At 43.1% G+C, this 20,098-nt stretch carries 17 protein-coding genes; 11 read left to right on the top strand and 6 right to left on the bottom strand.

Going from position 1 to position 20,098, the window contains the following annotated elements; all coding sequences use genetic code 11:
* Positions 1 to 4 precede the first annotated feature (4 nt).
* Complete coding sequence (gene proQ, locus AACQ21_RS07310) at positions 5 to 634, bottom strand: RNA chaperone ProQ (RefSeq protein WP_017044692.1); 630 nt, start codon at positions 632 to 634, stop codon at positions 5 to 7.
* Positions 635 to 733: 99 nt separating this feature from the next.
* Complete coding sequence (locus tag AACQ21_RS07305; RefSeq protein ID WP_017041971.1) at positions 734 to 1,207, bottom strand: GAF domain-containing protein; 474 nt, start codon at positions 1,205 to 1,207, stop codon at positions 734 to 736.
* A 91-nt stretch (positions 1,208 to 1,298) separates the two neighbouring features.
* Here AACQ21_RS07305 and AACQ21_RS07300 point away from each other — a divergent pair, with 91 nt between their 5' ends.
* From AACQ21_RS07300 to rsmF, 4 genes are all read left to right on the top strand, one after another.
* Positions 1,299 to 3,095: an ABC transporter ATP-binding protein gene (locus tag AACQ21_RS07300; RefSeq protein WP_013856918.1), complete on the top strand. Its 1,797-nt coding sequence runs from the start codon at positions 1,299 to 1,301 to the stop codon at positions 3,093 to 3,095.
* A 31-nt stretch (positions 3,096 to 3,126) separates the two neighbouring features.
* A complete protein-coding gene (locus AACQ21_RS07295) occupies positions 3,127 to 4,386 on the top strand; it encodes a paraquat-inducible protein A (RefSeq protein ID WP_013856919.1) in 1,260 nt (419 codons plus the stop codon).
* Positions 4,379 to 7,018, top strand: a complete 2,640-nt coding sequence (locus tag AACQ21_RS07290) for a PqiB family protein (protein WP_105977462.1) — start codon at positions 4,379 to 4,381, stop codon at positions 7,016 to 7,018. The genes AACQ21_RS07295 and AACQ21_RS07290 overlap by 8 nt, the downstream gene beginning before the upstream one ends.
* Before the next feature lie 112 nt (positions 7,019 to 7,130).
* Positions 7,131 to 8,552 (top strand): 16S rRNA (cytosine(1407)-C(5))-methyltransferase RsmF, encoded by a 1,422-nt coding sequence (gene rsmF / locus AACQ21_RS07285; protein ID WP_219884460.1) that lies wholly within the window; start codon positions 7,131 to 7,133, stop codon positions 8,550 to 8,552.
* A gap of 204 nt (positions 8,553 to 8,756) precedes the next feature.
* Here rsmF and AACQ21_RS07280 read toward each other — a convergent pair whose 3' ends face one another.
* The gene (locus AACQ21_RS07280; protein WP_013856923.1) at positions 8,757 to 9,590 is read right to left on the bottom strand and encodes a CvfB family protein; all 834 of its coding nucleotides are present in this window, start codon (positions 9,588 to 9,590) and stop codon (positions 8,757 to 8,759) included.
* 98 nt (positions 9,591 to 9,688) lie between these two features.
* Here AACQ21_RS07280 and AACQ21_RS07275 point away from each other — a divergent pair, with 98 nt between their 5' ends.
* Positions 9,689 to 11,041 carry a hypothetical protein gene (locus AACQ21_RS07275; protein ID WP_105977460.1) on the top strand — a complete coding sequence of 451 codons (1,353 nt, stop codon included), beginning with the start codon at positions 9,689 to 9,691 and terminating at the stop codon, positions 11,039 to 11,041.
* Positions 11,042 to 11,055: 14 nt separating this feature from the next.
* Here the strand turns inward: AACQ21_RS07275 and AACQ21_RS07270 are convergent, their stop codons facing one another.
* Both AACQ21_RS07270 and AACQ21_RS07265 read right to left on the bottom strand, forming a co-directional pair.
* On the bottom strand, positions 11,056 to 11,535 hold the full coding sequence (locus AACQ21_RS07270; RefSeq protein WP_026028837.1) for a DUF4442 domain-containing protein: 480 nt from the start codon (positions 11,533 to 11,535) through the stop codon (positions 11,056 to 11,058).
* A gap of 119 nt (positions 11,536 to 11,654) precedes the next feature.
* Positions 11,655 to 12,545 (bottom strand): putative PEP-binding protein, encoded by an 891-nt coding sequence (locus AACQ21_RS07265; protein WP_019282708.1) that lies wholly within the window; start codon positions 12,543 to 12,545, stop codon positions 11,655 to 11,657.
* 206 nt (positions 12,546 to 12,751) lie between these two features.
* On the opposite strand from AACQ21_RS07265, the gene AACQ21_RS07260 reads away from it, so the two are divergent.
* Positions 12,752 to 13,813 carry a 3-deoxy-7-phosphoheptulonate synthase gene (locus tag AACQ21_RS07260; protein ID WP_105977459.1) on the top strand — a complete coding sequence of 354 codons (1,062 nt, stop codon included), beginning with the start codon at positions 12,752 to 12,754 and terminating at the stop codon, positions 13,811 to 13,813.
* A 27-nt stretch (positions 13,814 to 13,840) separates the two neighbouring features.
* Complete coding sequence (locus AACQ21_RS07255; protein ID WP_010319065.1) at positions 13,841 to 14,323, top strand: YajQ family cyclic di-GMP-binding protein; 483 nt, start codon at positions 13,841 to 13,843, stop codon at positions 14,321 to 14,323.
* A 119-nt stretch (positions 14,324 to 14,442) separates the two neighbouring features.
* Here the strand turns inward: AACQ21_RS07255 and AACQ21_RS07250 are convergent, their stop codons facing one another.
* Positions 14,443 to 15,363: a precorrin-2 dehydrogenase/sirohydrochlorin ferrochelatase family protein gene (locus tag AACQ21_RS07250; protein WP_017044682.1), complete on the bottom strand. Its 921-nt coding sequence runs from the start codon at positions 15,361 to 15,363 to the stop codon at positions 14,443 to 14,445.
* Between the two features lie 457 nt (positions 15,364 to 15,820).
* Here AACQ21_RS07250 and AACQ21_RS07245 point away from each other — a divergent pair, with 457 nt between their 5' ends.
* The 4 genes from AACQ21_RS07245 (at position 15,821) to AACQ21_RS07230 (ending at position 20,011) form a co-directional block, all read left to right on the top strand.
* Positions 15,821 to 16,849, top strand: coding sequence for an amino acid ABC transporter substrate-binding protein (locus AACQ21_RS07245; RefSeq protein WP_026027113.1), 1,029 nt, complete (start codon positions 15,821 to 15,823; stop codon positions 16,847 to 16,849).
* A 69-nt stretch (positions 16,850 to 16,918) separates the two neighbouring features.
* Positions 16,919 to 18,124 carry an amino acid ABC transporter permease gene (locus AACQ21_RS07240; protein WP_017044681.1) on the top strand — a complete coding sequence of 402 codons (1,206 nt, stop codon included), beginning with the start codon at positions 16,919 to 16,921 and terminating at the stop codon, positions 18,122 to 18,124.
* Between the two features lies 1 nt (position 18,125).
* Positions 18,126 to 19,223 carry an amino acid ABC transporter permease gene (locus AACQ21_RS07235; RefSeq protein ID WP_105977458.1) on the top strand — a complete coding sequence of 366 codons (1,098 nt, stop codon included), beginning with the start codon at positions 18,126 to 18,128 and terminating at the stop codon, positions 19,221 to 19,223.
* A gap of 20 nt (positions 19,224 to 19,243) precedes the next feature.
* Positions 19,244 to 20,011, top strand: coding sequence for an amino acid ABC transporter ATP-binding protein (locus AACQ21_RS07230; protein WP_013856933.1), 768 nt, complete (start codon positions 19,244 to 19,246; stop codon positions 20,009 to 20,011).
* Positions 20,012 to 20,098 lie beyond the last annotated feature (87 nt).

The raw sequence follows: 20,098 nt of genomic DNA, 5'->3' as shown, positions 1-20,098 counted from the left end.
TCCTTTATGCGCGCAAGTGCTCCGCTTTCACAACCATTTGTAGGCCGTTGACAAGTTGAACGCGCACATCTTCCTTATTAACTTCAACAATGGTCGCAGCCATGTTTCCTTTACCCATGTTTACGTTCACTTGTTTGCCAGTGATCATTTCATCAGCATTTAAAGCGCGCGTCTCGACAGGTTTTTCAGCTTTTGGCGCTTTCGCTTGAGGACGACGAGCTTGTGCTTGAGGCTTTTTCGCTTTTGGTTGCTTCGCTTTTGCCTCTTCGCGTGCTTTTTGTCCTTGCTCTTTACGACGAGCCTGTACTCGAGCTTTACTTTCTGCCAATGCGGCTTGTGCGTGCTCTACATGTTCTTCTTCTAACTCTCCACATGGGTTGCCATCAAGGTCAACACGAGTTGCACCTAGTTTAACACCATGTAGATAACGCCATGACGATGTGTATTGTCTTAACGCAGCACGCAGCTGTGTTTTACTTACTTTTGAGTCTTCGTTTAGGCGTTCAGCAAGATCTTGAAAAATACCAATTTTCAAAGGCTTTGCTTCACCTTCTAAAGTAAAGCACTTAGGGAAACATTCAGCAATGTACGCAATAACTTCTTTGCTGTTTTTTAACTTTTCAGTGTTTTCCATGAGGATTCCTGGTTTATGCGGTCTTTCCGCGAGGCATTAAGATAAATATGTTCGGTATTATAGTGACCTAAATGCGAAAAACCACAGGCAATGACCAATTTATGCCTTGTTAGCGTGTGAATTGAGCAGCTTTTCTATCTCAATCATTAATTCTGCCATCCCTTTCTCATCAATTTCAGAAAAACGGCCAATTGTTGGGCTATCAATATCCAATACTCCCACCACTTGGCCATTGATAGAAAATGGCACCACCAACTCAGAATTGCTCGCAGCATCGCAAGCAATGTGACCAGCAAACTCATGGACATCATAAACACGTTGTATACGGTTAGTCGCCGCCGCAGTACCACACACACCTTTTCCTAAGGGGATGCGTACACAAGCTGGTTTTCCTTGAAAGGGACCGAGAACCAGTTGCTCTTCTTTTATTAGGTAAAAACCCACCCAGTTAAGATCTTCAAGCTCCATGTTAAATAAGGCGCTCAAATTGGCAAGATTAGCGATTAAATCCGTTTCAGATTCAACCAGTGCCACCGCCTGCTTGGTAAGACGGCGGTATTCTTCTATGTTCATATAAACTCAACGACCTTTTGAAAACGGAAGACATCTATTTTTGAACAGCGTACAATTTCTCACACGATAAATAGGATGCATTCTCATCATAATGACTAATTCCAATGACACTATTAGCCGCTCTTGGGTAATAAAACAAGTAAAAAAACATCGACCTACACTTCTATTTGCCAATGCGATCGCGGTTATTGCAACGCTGGTTAGTGTCCCTATTCCACTATTAATGCCATTAATGGTCGACGAAGTTCTGCTGAATAAACCCGCTTCTGGTTTGGCGATGATGAATACTATTCTACCGACATCAATGCAAAACCCAACAGGCTATATTGCGCTCACGTTATTGCTAGTGGTCTTGATGCGTAGCGTCAGCCAAGCGCTCAACATACTTCAAAGCCGTCAATTTACTTTGGTGTCCAAAACCATCACCTACCAAATGCGCTGCAAAATGATTGATAAATTAGGACGGATCAGTATCAGGCAGTACGAAACCAAAGGTAGTGGTGGTATTAATGCTCACTTAATCACCGACATCGAAACCATTGATCAATTCATAGGCAGCACACTCAGTAAATTTATCATCAGCCTACTGACCGTGTTAGGCACAGCAGGTGTTCTACTCTGGCTTGAGTGGCGTTTAGGGCTGTTTATTTTATTGGTCAACCCGATTGTGATTTACTTTTCACGTAAACTCGGAAGCAAAGTTAAGCATCTGAAAAAGCGAGAAAACCAAGCGTATGAACGCTTTCAAAATCGGCTAGTCGAAACATTAGATGGAATTTATCAATTGCGTGCCGCTAATAAAGAGCGAGAGTTTCTCAATGAACTTAAGCAGCAAGCCAACCAAGTCCGAGAGAATGCAGACAAATATGCATGGCAATCAGAGGCTGCAGGGCGCGTCTCATTTCTCCTATTTTTACTTGGTTTTGAGCTATTTAGAGCGGTCGCGATGCTGATGGTGGTTTTTAGCGACTTGACCATAGGGCAAATTTTCGCCGTTTTCGGTTATTTGTGGTTTATGTTAGGCCCAGTGCAAGAGCTGCTGAGTATTCAATTTTCTTGGTACAGTGCAAAGGCGGCCTTTCATCGCATTAATGATCTGCTTGCACTGGAGGAAGAGCCTCGCCCTATTTGCAAAATTAACCCATTCACAGATAACCGCCAGGTCGATGTTGAGGTTTCTCACGTTAATTTTGCCTACGATAGTGAAAAGAGTGTGCTCAACGATCTCTCGCTCACGATTCCGGCGGGTAAAAAAGTTGCGTTGGTTGGCGCAAGTGGTGGTGGGAAATCCACGTTGATCCAACTGTTAATTGGTGTGTATCAGCCCAATTCCGGGCAGATCCGTTTTAATGGTGCGACCACTGAAGAGATAAGTTTTGATATTATTCGCGATAACATTGCCGTGGTATTACAACAACCTATACTATTCAACGACACCTTAAGGCATAATTTGACCCTCGGCGGTCAATATGCAGAAGAGGAATTATGGCAAGCGCTGCATATTGCACAACTGGATGATGTGACTGCGAATCTCAGTGACGGTTTAGAAACGCTAGTTGGCCGAAATGGTATTCGCTTGTCAGGCGGACAACGTCAACGTTTAGCCATCGCTCGGATGGTACTGAGCAATCCTAAATTTGTTATTTTGGATGAAGCAACATCCGCGTTAGATACGGTAACTGAAGCGGCATTGCACAATGCTCTGACTGGATTTTTGAAAGGTCGAACTACTTTAATTGTTGCACACCGCCTTTCGGCTGTGAAACAAGCCGATATAATTTACGTGCTGGAAGATGGTCAAGTTAGCCAAATGGGTACGCATCGAGAATTAGTCGAGCAAGATGGGTTATATCAGACCCTTTATGGAAATCTCCAATCGTACGTTTAGTGATTGGGTAACAATAAATTAGGATGATTGTTTGTCTCAACATTCAGCGCTTATTCAACATCCACAATCACCTAACGGCGTGAGGTTGTGTCACGGCTGTGAATTGGCCGTTGATCTCGTCGAGGTTGAGCATGGGAAAAGTGCCTATTGCCCACGCTGCGGTACCCAACTGTACCGCGGTGGGTCTCCCTCTTTGTCTGGGGATTTAGCCGTCGCCATCACTTGCTTGTTACTGTTTATCCCTTCTCATTTTTTTGAATTCATCAGCATTCGCTTGGTTGGGGTGATGATCCCCGCCACCTTGCCATCCGGTGTCTTTGCGCTGGCTGAAGAGGGCTTTGGAGCGCTCGCTTTATTGGTGCTATTTTGCAGCTCTATTGCGCCACTTTTAGTGTGTGGTTCCGTAGTGACCGCTCATATCGCCTTGCGTTATCGATGGTTTCATCTACTGCGTGGCTCACTGATCATTATTCAGCGATTAAAAGCATGGGTAATGCTCGATGTTTTTTTAGTCAGCGTGGCGGTATCTTGTTTTAAACTTCAAGATTATTCCGACATTTTTATCGGTGTGGGGTTGTATGGTTTAGTTTTGCTGCAACTGGCAACCGTATTGTTAGCGACTCGAGTTAGCGTAAGGCGCTATTGGCAAGCGTGGCAGCCAGAGAATCAATATGCCTTCGAGCGTAAAGAGGTGCATTGCCACCATTGCCATCTTTCACAACCAGAAAATACGCACTGCGTGCGTTGCGCGCAAAAATTATATCACCGGAAACCCAACTCGATACAACGAACTTGGGCCTATTTAATTGCAGCAAGTGTCGCTATTTTCCCCGCGAACCTGATTCCAATATCGATTTTAATTACCAACGGACAGCGATTAGAAGACACCATCTTCTCTGGTGTTGCGTCACTGATTAATAGTGGTATGGTCGGAATTGCAATCATCATTTTTGTGGCCAGTATAATCGTGCCTATTGTAAAAATATTCGGCCTGACCTATCTATTACTGGCGATTAAATTTAAGCGAACGGTTTACCACCGTCAGAGAATGAACATTTATTTCGCGATTAAATGGATCGGCAAATGGTCGGTAATGGATCTGTTTGTCATCTCAATTATGTTGACACTGGTTGATCGCGGTCAAATTCTCGACTTCACTCCCGGTTATGGAGCCGTTGCCTTTGGCTTGGTGGTTGTACTCACCATGCTCGCCACGGAAAGTATGGACCCAAGACTCATCTGGGATAATTACCCAGAAATCGCAGACCAAAACGAGCCTTCACATGAGTAAACAAATTTCAAGCCAGCCCTCATACACTCCCGATGTTAAGCGAAACAGGGGCATCTCACCTTTGTGGATACTGCCCATACTCACCATGGCGCTCGCAGGTTGGTTAGTCGTTAAAGCCATTCACGATGCTGGCGAACGAATCCAGATCTATTTTTCGGACGCACAAGGCTTAGTCGCAGGACGAACAACAATTCGCTACCAAGGGCTCGAAGTCGGCATGGTAAGAGATATTAAACTGTCCGAAGGATTAGAAAACATCTATGTGGAAGCCGATATTTATCCAGAAGCTACTCAGTTACTCAATGACAATACCCGATTTTGGTTAGTGAAGCCAACGGCCAGTTTATCTGGCGTTTCAGGCCTAGATGCGTTGGTTTCAGGAAACTATATTGCGATTCAACCGGGTAACGAAAATAGTTCAGCTGAACACGATAAAGTGTTTAGTGCTTTAGATGGTGCACCTTCTGATCTACTGCCTAATCAAGGGCTTATCATTTCTCTAAAGGCTCGCGATCTCGGAGGTATTTCTGTTGGCTCACAAATCGTCTATAAAAAAATTCCGATTGGTGAAGTGTTTAACTACAAACTCGATGACGATGCAAAGTCGGTACTCATTCAAGCCTCGATAAAAGACGAGTATCGCCACATTATTACCAATGAAAGCCGTTTTTGGAATGTCAGCGGTGTTGGTGCAAGCATTGGCTTTGAAGGTGTTGACGTCCGCTTAGAAAGTTTAAGTGCATTAATCGGTGGTTCAATTGCCGTCGATTCACCGGACGGTGGGGAGCCTGTTGAACAAAATACCCAATTTAGTCTCTATCGCGATTTAAAAACCGCAGGGCGTGGTATCCCTGTGAAAATCACCCTACCCGATCAACATAATATTAACCAAACCGGTGCCCCCATCATTTACCGAGGAATAGAAGTCGGTCAAATCACGGAATTGCAGCTCAGTAAAAGTCACCAACAGATCATCGCCTCTGCAGCTATCCAACCGGCTTTTAGCGATATGCTCAATTCGGGAAGCCGTTTTGTGTTGGAAGAGGCCAAAGTCTCACTCTCTGGAGTTGAGAACATCGGTAATTTGATCAAAGGAAATTACTTGACACTCATTCCTGGCAAGGGCGAAAAGGCCAGAAGTTTCACTGCAATTCGCCAATTTGAATTTAATCAGTCACAAGCAAAATCGATTGCTATCAAACTTACAGCGGAAAGCTCATATGGCTTAGATGTGGGCAGCCAGATTTTGTATCGAGGCATCGCGGTAGGTTCAGTAATTGACGTAAAGTTGCAGCAAGACAGTGTTGTGCTCAATACGCTGATTGATGAAGAGTACTCATCACTCATACGCTCACAGAATCGTTTTTACATTACAGGCTCGGCCACCGCAGAGCTCACCGAATCAGGCCTTAATGTTTCGATCCCTCCTGCCAAACAACTGCTCGCCGGCTCAATCAGTTTCATCAGCGAAGGCGCTGAAAATGCGAGTAATGAATACCCGCTATATCAAAGTAAATCCTTAGCTGAGCTTGCAAAATATAATCAAAGCGGCTCACAGACACTGACTCTTTTTGCCGACGAGCTTCCTCCCATCAATCCGGGCAGCCCGCTCCTATACCGTAACCTTCAAGTAGGCAGTGTTTTTGGCTTTAAGCTCACTAAAGAAGGTGTGAAAATCGAGGTCAAAATAGAGAATCAATATCGCCATCTGATTACGAATCAAACTGTTTTTTGGAACCGTTCTGGCGTCGAAATTAATGCAACACTTGCAGGCGTAAAAGTCAAAGCTGCTCCTTTAAAAACCTTAATTCAAGGAGGCATTGCATTTGATTCGTTGCAAGGTATTGATAACAAAGATCAGAACTTGTGGAAACTCTATGACAGCTACGATCAAGCACGTAAGGCGGGCCAAGAAATCATTTTAACGGCTGACGCATCCTTTGGCATTACGCTAGGAACATCCATCAAATATAACAATATCACTGTGGGAGAGGTTGTTTCTGTAACACCTAATTTCAAGACAAACCAAATTACACTCCAAGCGAGAATTGAGCCTAGCTACGCATTAGGCATTGCCAGAAATGGCTCTCACTTTTGGGTAGCGAAAACTAAGATTGGCTTCAATGGTGTTGAAAATCTGCAAAACTTACTCAGTTCCAGCATTGAGGTCCAACCCGGGTTTGGCGATGTGCAGTATCAATTTGAACTAGAAAAACAGCCACAACAAGCACTCGGTATTGAATTCACCTTACAAAGTGAAACACGAGGATCAGTGGCTGAAGACAGCCCTGTTCTCTACCGTGAAATGGAAGTAGGCAAAGTAACCCATGTTGCTCTAGGAGACTTTGCAGACCGCGTCATGTTTACCATTGAAATCCAAAAAGAGTTCGCTTATCTGGTTCGCAGCAATAGCGTATTTTGGAACACTTCTGGCGTCGATGTATCCATCGGTTTATCTGGTGCAAATATAAAAGCAGGCACGTTAGATAGCATCATGAAAGGCGGAATTACATTTGCCACTCCAGAGCAAAAACAGCTACAGCCTATCGCTAAACAAGGCCAAGCATTTTACTTATATCCTGAAGCCAAACCAGAATGGCACCAATGGCGAACAGCCATACCAAAACCTTAAAGGGTTAACCTTGATTCTTATAAAATGCAGCTGATCGGCTGCATTTTTTATTATTTTGATCTCATCACGATTCTTATATAATCCGGCCTCAACTCCCAGACGAGATACTGCTTTGCACGCCAATATAACCCTACCTGAACCTTTTCTTGCGACAATTGAAGCGATACTGCCCACACATCTAACGATGAGTGATTTTATTGCAGCTTGCCAGCGTCCTTTGCGTAAAAGTATCCGAGTCAACACGCTAAAAATCTCTGTCGATAGCTTTTGTCAACGCGCCGTAGAGAAAGGATGGGCTTTATCACCAGTGCCTTGGTGTAATACGGGTTTTTGGATTGAAGCCGATGAGTCTGTCGTACCTTTAGGTAATACCGCCGAACATATGGCAGGGCTTTTTTACATTCAAGAAGCCAGTTCTATGATGCCAGTGTCCGCTCTTTTCACTGGCGATGAATCGTTCAATTCAGTACTCGACATGGCGGCGGCTCCGGGTTCAAAAACAACGCAAATTGCGGCGTGTATGGAAAATGAAGGCGTATTAGTCGCCAACGAATTTTCAGCCAGCCGTGTTAAAGTGCTGCATGCTAATATCGAACGCTGCGGTGTACGCAACAGTGCACTGAGCAATTTTGATGGTCGAGTCTTTGGCGGTTGGTTACCGGAACAATTTGATGCGGTGTTAATAGATGCTCCATGCTCAGGAGAAGGTACCATTCGTAAAGATCCTGATGCGATGAAAAACTGGAGCAAAGAATCTGTATTGTCGATTTCTGCAACACAAAAAGATTTGATTGAAAGTGCGTTTCAAGCTTTAAAGCCCGGCGGTGTGATGGTCTACTCAACCTGTACATTGAGTACAGAAGAGAACCAACAAGTGTGCTTGCATCTAAAAGAAAAATATCCACAATCAGTTGAATTTGTTTCCCTTAGCTCATTGTTTGAGGATGCAAAAGCAGCTATTACAGACGAAGGGTTTTTGCATATATTCCCTCAAACTTATGATTGTGAAGGTTTTTTTGTTGCGAAAATCCGTAAACTTAGCTCTGTACCCCACCCTGAAGTCAACAAACGCTTAGGTCAATTTCCTTTTGCGAAAGCCAACCTTAAACTCACACAAGAGATCGCGGATCAACTAATGAAAACGTTTGAAGTTGCGATCCCCGATGATACCAGTGTCTGGCTACGTGATAATGATGTATGGTTATTTCCAAACACACTGGAACCTATGCTCGGCAAATTCCGCTTCTCTCGCATGGGGATAAAAATCGCTGAAACACATAAAAAAGGTTATCGTTGGCAACATCAAGTCGCTACATCATTAGCGACTGGTAACGAATCAAACTGCATCACACTATCGATTGAAGAAGCGCGAGATTGGTACATGGGCAGAGATGTCAAACCAGCACTACAAACTGGCTCTGGCGAAGTGCTGGTTAAACTCGGTAACGATGTGATTGGCCTAGGGAAATGGGTAGGAAACCGCATAAAAAATGGTTTACCAAGAGAACTCGTTAAAGATAAAAATTTGTTTTAACACGCCCCAAAATAGGACAAAAATCTAGAAAACACGCGCACTTCTAGCGATAACGACTATACTTACAGGGAAGCATAAGTACGACTATTTTAATGATTAGCGTAGGCTCAAATGAGCCATTCCCCTAGGCCCAAAAACGGAAAAGTTTCGGGCCTTTTTTTATCGTCAAGGAAAATAGATTGCAACAGGAGGTGGACGCCTCAGCTATACAAGATGAATTCCATCTTCCCCAATGGTAATTTTTCCCTGCTTGTACAAACCACCAATACTCTTCTTAAAGGTTCCCTTACTGGTACGGAACATCGAAAAAATAGCTTCTGGTGTCGATTTATCACTTAATGGAAGAAAACCACCCTTTTTCTCAAGTAACTCTATGATCTTAGTGCTTAGCTCATCCATTTTTGCTACGCCAATTTTTTGCAGAGCTAGGTCAATTTTTCCATCTTCACGGATATTTTTGATGTAGCCTTTTAAGGTCTTACCAATAAACAACTTACCAAACACATCTGATGGGAAAATCATCCCCCAGTGCTCGCCATTGATGATGGCCTTGTATCCGAGTTCTGAGTGTTCTGCAATTAATAGATCAACTTGCTGATTCTGCGTATAGTTTGCAGGGGTTTTGTCCAGCCACTTGTTGAATTTTGTTGTGCCTACGATGCGGCCGGAAGCCTTATCAGTGTAGACATACACTAAAATCATTTGTCCTTCTTTAAAACGAGCACGCTGTTCGCTGTAAGGCACCAATAAATCTTTACCCTTCAGACCCCAATCAACAAAAACACCAGTGCTATTCACACCCTGCACTTTCATCAATCCCCACTCGCCTACTTTTGCAATCGGTTTTTCAGTCGTCGCGGCAAGTTGATTGTCTGAATCGAAATACAAAAATACGTCTATTTTCTGCCCCAATTCAACCCCATCTGGGGTAAATCGTTTAGGCAGTAAAGTGGTTCCAAAATCTTCAGCATCCAAAAATACGCCGAAATCAGCAATCTTCACGACTTCTAAACTGTTTATTTGACCAACGTTAATCATTTACTATGTCTCACCTCAATTTTGCAGAGATTATACGTGATCTCTGTTATCCTTTCCTGCATTCAAGGGAAAAATAAGCATTTTTTCAGGAGCTTTCTTTGGTTAATGTCGATAAGCAAGATGCCATCACGCTTAAAATTTCACATGCCATGTCTCAGAGCAAAGAACTTGATCTAGACATTTACCTATTCATTCCCGGTGATTTAGGTCTAACACCCGAAATACTTCCTGAATCTGACTTTTACTATAGCTTCATCCACCAAGAGCGTGCGTATTACAGTGATAAAACGTTACTGCCCTTAGTGCACAGCCGACTTGCACAACGAGGCCATCTCTCTTCTACTCAGTATCGAGTCAGTTTGAGTTTATTTGCTTATCAGTATGTTATCGCTCTAGATAAAGCTGTAGTACAACTCAATACGACGAGTGACACCGTCACATCAGATGAAGTTGATAGTGTCATTGAACTCTCTTTAGATATTTTGAAAAGATTGCGCCGCAGCATTCCTTATGAAGAGAGCTTAAAACGCTATTACGCCAATATTGATAACTATTTATCTTGGTATACTGAGCAAAAGTTTCTTTCCCTAGTCGCACACATGAACCGCGATGGTGAATATAAAACCATCAAAGAGCGTCTAATTACACTGGTTGAGAAAGAACAGGCACATCGTAAACTTAACAATTACAACTCGGCAAAGGCAGGGGAAGACATCACTCGGCTGAGTAACAAGATGCGCCTACTACGCCGTTTAATCGAGCATCCCATTGTGCTTAATGAACACGTCACCTCTTTAGGTAATAACATGAAGCGTGCCGTAAAAGGCATCGCGACTGGGCTTGTGATGCTGTTTGTCACCGTCATCGCCATTACAGCTCGCGACTATTGGGGGGAAATCACCGCCTCTTTTATCATCGCTATGTCGTTTGTTTATGCATTACGCGAGATCTTTAAAGATGACTTACGCGATATGCTGTGGCGCTGGATCCGTAAAGGAAAACCTAAATGGAAGCGTCGTTATATAGATCCAACAACCGGAAAATCTGTGGGTTACAAAATTGAATGGCTTGATTATACCAACCTGAGTAAATTACCAGACCGAATCAAAACAATTCGCAAGAAACGCATTGTTCAAAGGGAGGAACAGGTACTTCACTATCGCTCAGAAACGGCCATGTCAACCTCACGCTTCATGAGTGGCTATGAGGAAACACGCGAAACTTTACACATTGATCTACGCCCGATTACCCGTTTGATGGACAAAGGCTCTAATCGCATTTATCAGTTAAGTGGTGGTCAAGTGAGTCGAGAAACCGTAGAAAAACGGCACTTGCTTAACTTGATTATCAAAGAAGATAACCATAAAGAAGAGCCCCGCTACTACCGTTGGAAAATTGTTTTAAATAGAAATAAGATTGTCGACATTGAACCGATAGAATTAAGCGAGTAGTCTCTAATTCAGCCTTATTTACCAATACGCTTTAACGATAAAGTAAGATGAAACTCCGCCATAGGCTCGTCACCATGCAATGAAGGACAGGTTGCAATGATCTTTACTGTCTGATTGACTCGCTCTCCGGTCGCGATAGTTTCATCAAGCATACTGTCTATTAGCTGGCCATCATGGCAATGAAAATGAACATCCGCCTCCGGCCTTTTTAAAAACTCCGCACTAACCGCTTTAAACGCCAACGATACTTTGGAGCCACGCTGTTGTGCTTTATGCATTGCCATAAAACCGCCCGCTACGTCTGCACCAACGGCTAACACACCAAAATACATACTATTTAAATGATTTTTATTGCGACGTTTAAGTGGAATTCGAATTTCTACAGAGTGTTCGTTTAGCACTAAAATCTTTGGCCTGCAGGACCAAATCAGTGGCACTTTTAAAAAACCAAACAGATTTAAGTAAAGATTCGCTTTTGTTAATGGGGAGAGCATGAGGCTTGACCTTTTCAATATGGTTGTCAGACCAGTTCAAGGTATACGCTGTGAAATGTCAATAAGTTGTTACAAAAAGTTAGGGTTGAGCGCAGCTATTCTGCGCCCAAATCAAATCATTACATTTTTACCACAACATCAGCCTGAACACTTTCAGCTAAGTGCTCCTGCAGCTTTGGATAACTTGCGAGTGCTTGGGTGACGACCAAAATCGGCTTATTCGCATGACGTGCCGCTTTTGATGCTAAATCGAGCAGCGTGATGACCGCCTCACTCTCTGGATTAAACAAATGGGAAAGTTCAGGATTCTCTTTATCAATGCCTAAGGTGTATTGTGTTAAGTTATCGATGTTGATGACCACACCATCAAAATAGTGCATCAAACGCTCTGCCAACAATGCCGCTGATGGAACATCGCAAGAATAAAGCACTTTCAAACCATCTAAACTCCGAGGTAAAGACTGCTCTGCCAGTCGGTCAATGATCGTAGCCGCATCACTTAATGTTCGAACAAATGGCACCACAATTTCGATGTTCAATCCTTGGTTGCGCAATGCCTTGATCACAGCGCATTCATAACTAAACGCTTTTGCATACTGGTTGGAAGAAAAACGCGATACGCCACGCACTCCCATCGCTGGGTTAATTTCATCCGTTTCAACACTTCCACCGATCAACGCCTTATAAGTGTAACTATCTGCATCACTCAAACAGACACGAATCGTAGTGTGATTTTTTTGAACCGCTGCCACGACTCTATCGACGATAGTTGACGTAAAATGCTCCGCAACCGCTTTGTCATCAAGAATGGATTGCAAAGAGCCTTGCTCAAGTTCAGTTAGATTCGCAAAATGTTGCTCGATCGAAGGATGATAAAACAACGAATCTAAAATAATGTCGGACAGCGATACATACAAATGCTGGGCATTTCCACTTGATTCAATTGCCGCTGGAAGGGCATCACCTAAGATCAACTGAGGGTGGATCGTATCATGTTGTGCCAAACTCATTCATTACTCCCTACATTTTTAATTATCTTGCTCAGGAAAATACCCATAGCCGAGTATTAATTCAAGTAAAAGTAAATATTTATGATAAATTTATGAATAAAATTTCATCTTGCAGATGATAAGTAATAAGTTTTCCGTTTTGGAGTTTATTCCTATTGCCAATTCCGTTATCTTTACCGCTTCGCAATAAGAGTACAGGCTTTACCATGCCATTAAAAACAGATGAATTAAGAACTCAAGCCTTGGGCCCAATGCCGACTCCGGCAGAGCTTGGAAATGCGCATCCGATCACAGACGACGTAGCAGAGCGCATCGCAAACTCACGCCGTCAAATTGAAAATATTCTGACTGGTCACGATGATCGCTTGTTAGTCATTGTCGGTCCATGTTCAGTACACGACACTGAAGCCGCAATGGATTACGCTCAACGTTTGAGTGCGATCCAAGACCAATATAAAAATGAACTGTTTATCGTCATGCGTACCTATTTCGAGAAACCACGCACCGTTGTGGGCTGGAAAGGTTTGATTACGGATCCCAATCTGGATGGTTCATATGCACTGGAAACAGGGCTCAATAAAGCACGGAAATTATTATTAGATATCAACAAGCTAGGCCTTGCTACTGCGACTGAATTTTTAGACATGATCACCGGGCAATACATCGCAGATCTCATCACGTGGGGAGCTATTGGTGCGCGTACTACGGAATCTCAGATACACCGAGAAATGGCGTCTGCACTGTCGTGCCCTGTCGGTTTTAAAAATGGCACGAATGGCAACATCAAAATTGCTATTGATGCCATTCGAGCGGCCCAAGCATCGCATTACTTTTACTCACCGGATAAAAATGGCCGTATGACCGTTTATCGTACCAGTGGTAACCCCTTTGGCCATGTTATTTTACGCGGTGGTGATACAGGGACAAACTATGACGCTGACTCCGTATCTTCAGCCTGCGAGCAACTGATCGAATTCGGCTTAGCCCCGCGCCTCATCGTAGATTTTAGCCACGCGAATTGCCAAAAGCAGCATAGAAAACAGATAGATGTAACGGCCGACATCTGCACACAAATACGTGCAGGTAAGGATTTCGTTGCTGGTATTATGGCTGAAAGCTTCATTATCGAAGGTAATCAGCCAATGCATGACTTAAATCACCTCACCTATGGTCAATCGATTACCGATCCATGCTTAGGATGGGATAACCCAGCAACTATGCGGGATATGCTGGCACAAGCGATCACTGACCGCCGTAACTTAAAGTAAATACTAAGCAATAGATAAGGAAACACCATGCCTTCTTTTGATATCGTTTCAGAAGTCGATACTGTTGAACTTCGTAATGCTGTCGATAATGCAAACCGAGAGCTTTCTACTCGTTTTGATTTTCGTAATGTAGAAGCTGGATTTGAACTCAAAGATGAAGTTGTAAAACTGTCTGCAGAAGATGATTTTCAATTGGGTCAAATGATGGATATTTTACGTGGCAACCTCGCGAAACGAGGTGTTGATGCCAAAGCGATGGAAGCGAAAGATTCCGTACATTCCGGCAAGCGCTGGTTTAAAGATGTCCAATTTAAACAAGGACTGGACCCGTTAACCTCCAAGAAAGTGGTAAAGGCCATTAAGGATGCCAAGCTCAAAGTCCAAGCATCCATTCAAGGTGAAAAAGTAAGAGTAACGGGTAAAAAGAGAGATGATTTACAATCAGTGATCGCTCTAATGCGTGAATCGGATATGGGCCAGCCATTCCAATATGACAATTTTCGAGACTAACAGCACCACGAATAAAATATCAAAGCCACCTCATTAGGTGGCTTTTCAATCACTGATAACTATCATTTACAATGAATCGATTCCTTGCCTCTAACTTGGATGAGTGAATACCCAACGTCTTACAACATTAAGTCTTTCCCCACAAGCAAAGCGTACTCTGCTCTGTTTCTAGGTAACAAAATACATATTCTTTTGCGATCAGACTTTGCTTGCTCAAGCTTTTCTGCAAGTTGCGCGGCATTCTTAAAACTTTCCCTTTCAGCATCACGGCGAACAAGATCAATCAATTCAAAAGGAGAATGTTGTTCATAAAAAACCACCTCTGCCCTTTGCATGTAACGTAGCGCTTTGATCGGCAGCATTTCAACATCATCGCCACAGCTTATCCATGTACATTGTGCTGATTCTTCTATAGGCACTAAGAGAGCTTGTTGGTATAAACGCTCTAATTCTTCACGGCTTACTGCATTTTCTGTTTTGGAATCACTTAAAAAGGCTTCCCAAAACTTTCTTCTAGCACTGACAGAATTGAGTGATTGTTTAATTGAATTTCTCTTGGAGGCAGCGAAATCAGCAAGCAACGAGAGATTTTGCGGAAGAACTGCTTCCAATGTTTCTCGGATATTTCTCACCAACACTGGTGATGCACCACCACTGGATATTGCGATCTGAATTCGTCCACGGTTGACCATCGATGGCGTAATAAAATCACAGTATGGTTGATCATCGACAACATTGACCAAAACACCTGTCTTTCTTGCATCTTTATGCACTTGGTGGTTAAGCGACGGATTATCCGTTGTGGCCCATACCTGCCAGTATTCTTTCGTTAATAGTTCTGATGAATAAAAGTTTTGAACCCATTGGCAACGATTCTGCTCTACCAGTTCCAAAAGATAACGTTCAATCTTAGGTGATACAACGGTGACTTGAGCCCCAGCTCGAATCAATGCTTCTACTTTTCGACAGGCGACTTCGCCCCCACCCACAACCAGCACTGGTTTGCCCAATAAATTCAAAAACAGAGGAAAATACTGCATTTCATTCCATGAATAATCTAGATAACTATTCGCTTGATGCTACCAAAAATAGGGCATCTGCGACACTAATTAAATGTAGCCAAATAATTATCAACCAAATTTTCGCCATTAGACAGTTGAAAATCCTGATAACACACTAATGACACAATTGTTAATTTTACGTTAAAAGAGAAATATACTGCTTCTATTCTGTTGCCCCACTATTGAACATGGTTGCACTATTTACAATCTTGCAACATTTGTTCATTCTAGCTGCAGCTTAGGTTTGTGAATCTAATCAAAAATCTTTCAAATTACTAATTTGAGAAAATACAAATCATTACCTACGCTTATAAACGGTTGATTTGTAAATGTGCGATTGCATGCAAATACAACTTGGAAAGCTACACAACAACATTTTTAGTACGTTGTATCAGGTGTCACCTGGTTTAACATGGATCATACAGGAAGGATACAAATGGCGAATAAACTCACTGTTCTTGCTTCTGTTGTAGCAGCTTCTACTGCCATGATGGCGACGACAGCTTCAGCAGCAGATAGCACTTTAGATAAAGTACTTTCGCAAGGTTTTATTACTTGTGGTGTGAGCACTGGTCTACCAGGCTTTTCCAACCCGAACTCAAAAGGGGAATGGGAAGGCATTGATGTTGAATATTGCCAGGCACTTGCCGCAGCAGTTCTTGGTGACAAATCGAAAGTAAAATATGTTCCACTCACAGCAAAAGAACGGTTTACCGCCCTACAATCAGGTGAAATCGATGTTCTTTCGCGCAATACAACCTGGACGCTCCAACGCGACGCAGCACTCGGCCTTAATTTTGTCGGCGTAAACTATTATGACGGTCAAGGGTTCATGGTGAAAAAAGACCTAGGAGTGAAAAGTGCAAAAGAGCTTGATGGGGCATCGGTTTGTGTCCAATCCGGTACAACTACTGAGCTGAACTTGGCGGACTACTTCCGCAACACGGGCATGAAATACAAACCTGTGGTATTCGATACAGCAGCGCAAACCTCAAAAGGTTTTGACGCGGGCCGTTGCGATGCTCTAACAACCGACCAATCTGGTTTGTATGCGCTACGTTTGAACTTAACTGATCCTAACGTCGCGGTTGTATTACCTGAAATCATTTCTAAAGAACCACTTGGGCCCGTTGTTCGTCAAGATGATGACAAGTGGTTTAACGTGGCGAAATGGACTCTCAATGCGATGGTTAACGCAGAAGAGTACGGTATTACCTCAAAAAATGCAGATGAAATGCTTAAATCTAGCGATCCTAATATCAAACGCATACTTGGCCTGGATGGTCCTAAAGGTAAAGGTTTGGGCATTCGCGATGATTGGGGATACCAAATTGTAAAACAAGTCGGTAACTATGGTGAAAGTTTTGAACGCACTGTAGGTAAAGGTTCTCCACTACAAATCGCACGAGGTGCAAATGCGTTGTGGAATGCTGGCGGCTTTATGTACGCTCCACCACTTCGTTAATAGTCACACAATCCCAAATAGGCGGTTTTAACCGCCTTTTTGGAAAAATGGATTTGAGGTTATAGTTGTATGAAACCTACTAAAACTATTGCGGCTAGCTCAGGAGCTCCCTCGGCTAAAAGCGCAAATTTGTTCTACAATCCTACTTTTCGTTCAGTCGCCTTTCAAATTATTGCTGTTCTCGTTCTGGTTTTTTTCTTTTACACCATTGTGACCAATGCACTCTCTAACTTAAGCTCTCGAGGCATTGCCACGGGGTTTGACTTCCTAGATCAAGAAGCTGGCTTTGGGATTGGCCTTACTTTGATCGAATACAATGAAACCTTTAGTTATGGGCGAACTTTTATCATAGGTTTACTCAATACCGCGCTAGTTTCTTTTTTAGGCGTTGTATTTGCCACCCTTTTAGGTTTTTTTATCGGTATTGCTCGTCTCTCTTCCAACTGGTTAGTCAGTCGACTTGCTGCTGTGTATATAGAAATCTTCCGTAATATTCCTTTATTACTGCAAATTTTCTTTTGGTATTTTGCCGTGTTACAGGCTCTACCATCGCCTAGGCAAAGCATGCAGTTAGGGGATTCTATTTTTCTCAATGTACGTGGTCTGTTCTTCCCCGCTCCCATTTTCGAAAGTGGCAGCACATTTATCTTTATTGCCTTTCTTGCTGGCTTACTAACCACCTTAATTATTGGCATTTGGGCTCGAAACAAACAGCGTTTAACAGGTCAGCAGACGCCTATGGGTAGAATTGCGGCTATCTTGTGCATCCTACTTCCTGTCATTGTGTACTTTGCTATGGGCCGTCCAGTGTCAGCAGAGTATCCACAACTGCAAGGGTTCAACTTCCAAGGTGGCATCAGTATTATCCCTGAGTTAGCCGCACTGCTGATTGCACTGAGTATTTATACGGCCGCATTTATTGCCGAAATTGTCCGTTCTGGCATTAATGCGGTGAGCCATGGCCAATCCGAAGCAGCAATGTCATTAGGATTATCTCGTTCAAAAACATTAAAACTCGTGGTCATTCCTCAAGCGCTGCGCATCATCATTCCGCCACTCACCAGCCAATATCTGAACTTAACCAAAAACTCATCATTAGCGATGGCGATTGGCTACCCTGATTTGGTTTCTGTTTTTGCCGGCACAACGCTCAATCAAACGGGTCAAGCGATTGAAATTATTGCGATGACTATGGGTGTTTACCTCACTCTCAGTTTGACGACATCAGCATTAATGAATATCTATAACCGTAAAGTTGCTTTGGTGGAGAGATAAGATGAAAGTACATCAGTTTCAACCTAACTTGCCACCGCCAGCCAATACCGTTGGCTTCATTGGGTGGCTGCGCAAAAATCTTTTTAATAACGCACTCAATTCCATCGTTACACTGATCTTAGGGTATTTCGTCTTCTGGCTTGTTTGGCATACGGTCGATTGGGCGATTATTAATGCAGATTGGGTAGGTACACAACGTAGTGATTGTACTCGTGAGGGGGCGTGTTGGGTGTTTATTAGCGTACGCTGGGATCAGTTTATGTATGGATTTTATCCAGAAGCTGAGCTATGGCGACCTCGCCTCTTCTATTTCACTCTTGCTATTTTTAGTGCGTTGCTCGCCTATGAAAATACACCGAAAAAAACGTGGATTTGGTTGTTTTTTGTCAACATCTACCCATTTCTTATCGCGGCGTTACTCTATGGCGGCTTTTTCGGCCTAGAAGTGGTTGAAACGCATAAGTGGGGAGGCTTATTAGTTACGCTGATTATTGCCTTAGTTGGGATTGTTGTCTCGTTACCGATTGGCGTTGTACTGGCGTTGGGCCGGCGTTCCGAGATGCCCATTATTCGCAGCCTATGTACCGTTTACATCGAGGTTTGGAGAGGTGTGCCACTGATTACAGTTTTGTTTATGGCATCCGTTATGCTGCCTCTGTTCCTCTCGCAAGGCTCAGAAACGGATAAATTGGTTAGAGCATTAATTGGGGTGGTTATGTTCAGTTCGGCTTATATGGCAGAAGTGGTTCGTGGTGGTTTACAAGCGATACCTAAAGGTCAATACGAAGCCGCCGATGCGTTAGGTTTAAGTTACTGGAAAAAAGTCGGTTTGATTATTTTGCCGCAAGCACTGAAGATCACGATCCCATCTATCGTTAATACCTTCATTGGCCTATTTAAAGATACCAGCTTAGTACTCATTATCGGGATGTTTGACGTGCTCGGTATTGGACAAGCTGCCAATACCGATCCGGATTGGTTAGGCTTTTCTACTGAAAGTTATATATTTGTCGCGTTAGTGTTCTGGGTGTTCTGCTTTTCTATGTCTAGATATTCGATATGGCTTGAAAACAAACTCCATACTGGTCACAAACGATAACTACAAATCAAGGACGTATTATGACGCAGCAACGCAACCTCGCACCTTCTGAAGAAATCATGATTCAGATTAATGATATGAATAAATGGTACGGTGAATTTCATGTACTAAAGAACATCAATCTTACCGTTAAAAAAGGCGAAAAGATCGTTATTTGTGGCCCTTCAGGCTCAGGGAAATCGACCATGATTCGCTGTATTAACCGTTTGGAAGAGCACCAAAAAGGACAAATCGTCGTCGCGGGCAACGAACTGACGGAAGATCTTAAAAATATCGAAGCTGTGCGACGCGAGGTCGGTATGTGCTTCCAACATTTCAATCTTTTTCCACATTTAACCGTGTTAGAAAACTGTACACTCGCTCCAATTTGGGTAAAAAAGATGCCTAAAGGAGAAGCTGAAGCGGTTGCGATGAAGTACTTGGAACGCGTAAAGATTCCTGATCAAGCAGACAAATATCCCGGTCAACTTTCTGGCGGTCAGCAGCAACGAGTTGCGATTGCACGCTCATTGTGCATGAACCCACAGATTATGTTATTTGATGAACCAACATCTGCACTTGACCCGGAAATGGTACGGGAAGTATTAGATGTTATGGTTGAACTCGCAGGAGAAGGCATGACGATGCTTTGTGTTACCCATGAGATGGGCTTTGCTAAAGAAGTGGCCGATCGCGTTATTTTCATGGATGCTGGTGAGATCATTGAAGAAAATAACCCTGTTGAATTTTTTGAAAATCCTCAATCCGATAGAACGCGCAATTTTCTCTCTCAAATTCTCCATCATTAATGGATTAACGACCAACAAAGAGAGAGGTGAACATCACCTCTCTCTTTGTTTATGATCATAGACACATGGTGTTACACATTCTTTAAC

Source organism: Vibrio sp. V01_P9A10T6, from assembly GCF_963877065.1.
In the GTDB taxonomy this organism is placed as follows: Bacteria; Pseudomonadota; Gammaproteobacteria; order Enterobacterales; family Vibrionaceae; genus Vibrio; species Vibrio anguillarum.
This window is presented reverse-complemented; position numbering and strand designations above follow the sequence as displayed.

Coding starts and splice junctions, on each gene's coding strand:
- proQ (WP_017044692.1), bottom strand. CDS start 634: ATGGAAAACACTGAAAAGTTAAAAAACAGCAAAGAAGTTATTGCGTAC.
- AACQ21_RS07305 (WP_017041971.1), bottom strand. CDS start 1,207: ATGAACATAGAAGAATACCGCCGTCTTACCAAGCAGGCGGTGGCACTG.
- AACQ21_RS07300 (WP_013856918.1), top strand. CDS start 1,299: ATGACTAATTCCAATGACACTATTAGCCGCTCTTGGGTAATAAAACAA.
- AACQ21_RS07290 (WP_105977462.1), top strand. CDS start 4,379: ATGAGTAAACAAATTTCAAGCCAGCCCTCATACACTCCCGATGTTAAG.
- AACQ21_RS07280 (WP_013856923.1), bottom strand. CDS start 9,590: ATGATTAACGTTGGTCAAATAAACAGTTTAGAAGTCGTGAAGATTGCT.
- AACQ21_RS07270 (WP_026028837.1), bottom strand. CDS start 11,535: ATGCTCTCCCCATTAACAAAAGCGAATCTTTACTTAAATCTGTTTGGT.
- AACQ21_RS07265 (WP_019282708.1), bottom strand. CDS start 12,545: ATGAGTTTGGCACAACATGATACGATCCACCCTCAGTTGATCTTAGGT.
- AACQ21_RS07260 (WP_105977459.1), top strand. CDS start 12,752: ATGCCATTAAAAACAGATGAATTAAGAACTCAAGCCTTGGGCCCAATG.
- AACQ21_RS07255 (WP_010319065.1), top strand. CDS start 13,841: ATGCCTTCTTTTGATATCGTTTCAGAAGTCGATACTGTTGAACTTCGT.
- AACQ21_RS07250 (WP_017044682.1), bottom strand. CDS start 15,363: ATGCAGTATTTTCCTCTGTTTTTGAATTTATTGGGCAAACCAGTGCTG.
- AACQ21_RS07245 (WP_026027113.1), top strand. CDS start 15,821: ATGGCGAATAAACTCACTGTTCTTGCTTCTGTTGTAGCAGCTTCTACT.
- AACQ21_RS07240 (WP_017044681.1), top strand. CDS start 16,919: ATGAAACCTACTAAAACTATTGCGGCTAGCTCAGGAGCTCCCTCGGCT.
- AACQ21_RS07235 (WP_105977458.1), top strand. CDS start 18,126: ATGAAAGTACATCAGTTTCAACCTAACTTGCCACCGCCAGCCAATACC.
- AACQ21_RS07230 (WP_013856933.1), top strand. CDS start 19,244: ATGACGCAGCAACGCAACCTCGCACCTTCTGAAGAAATCATGATTCAG.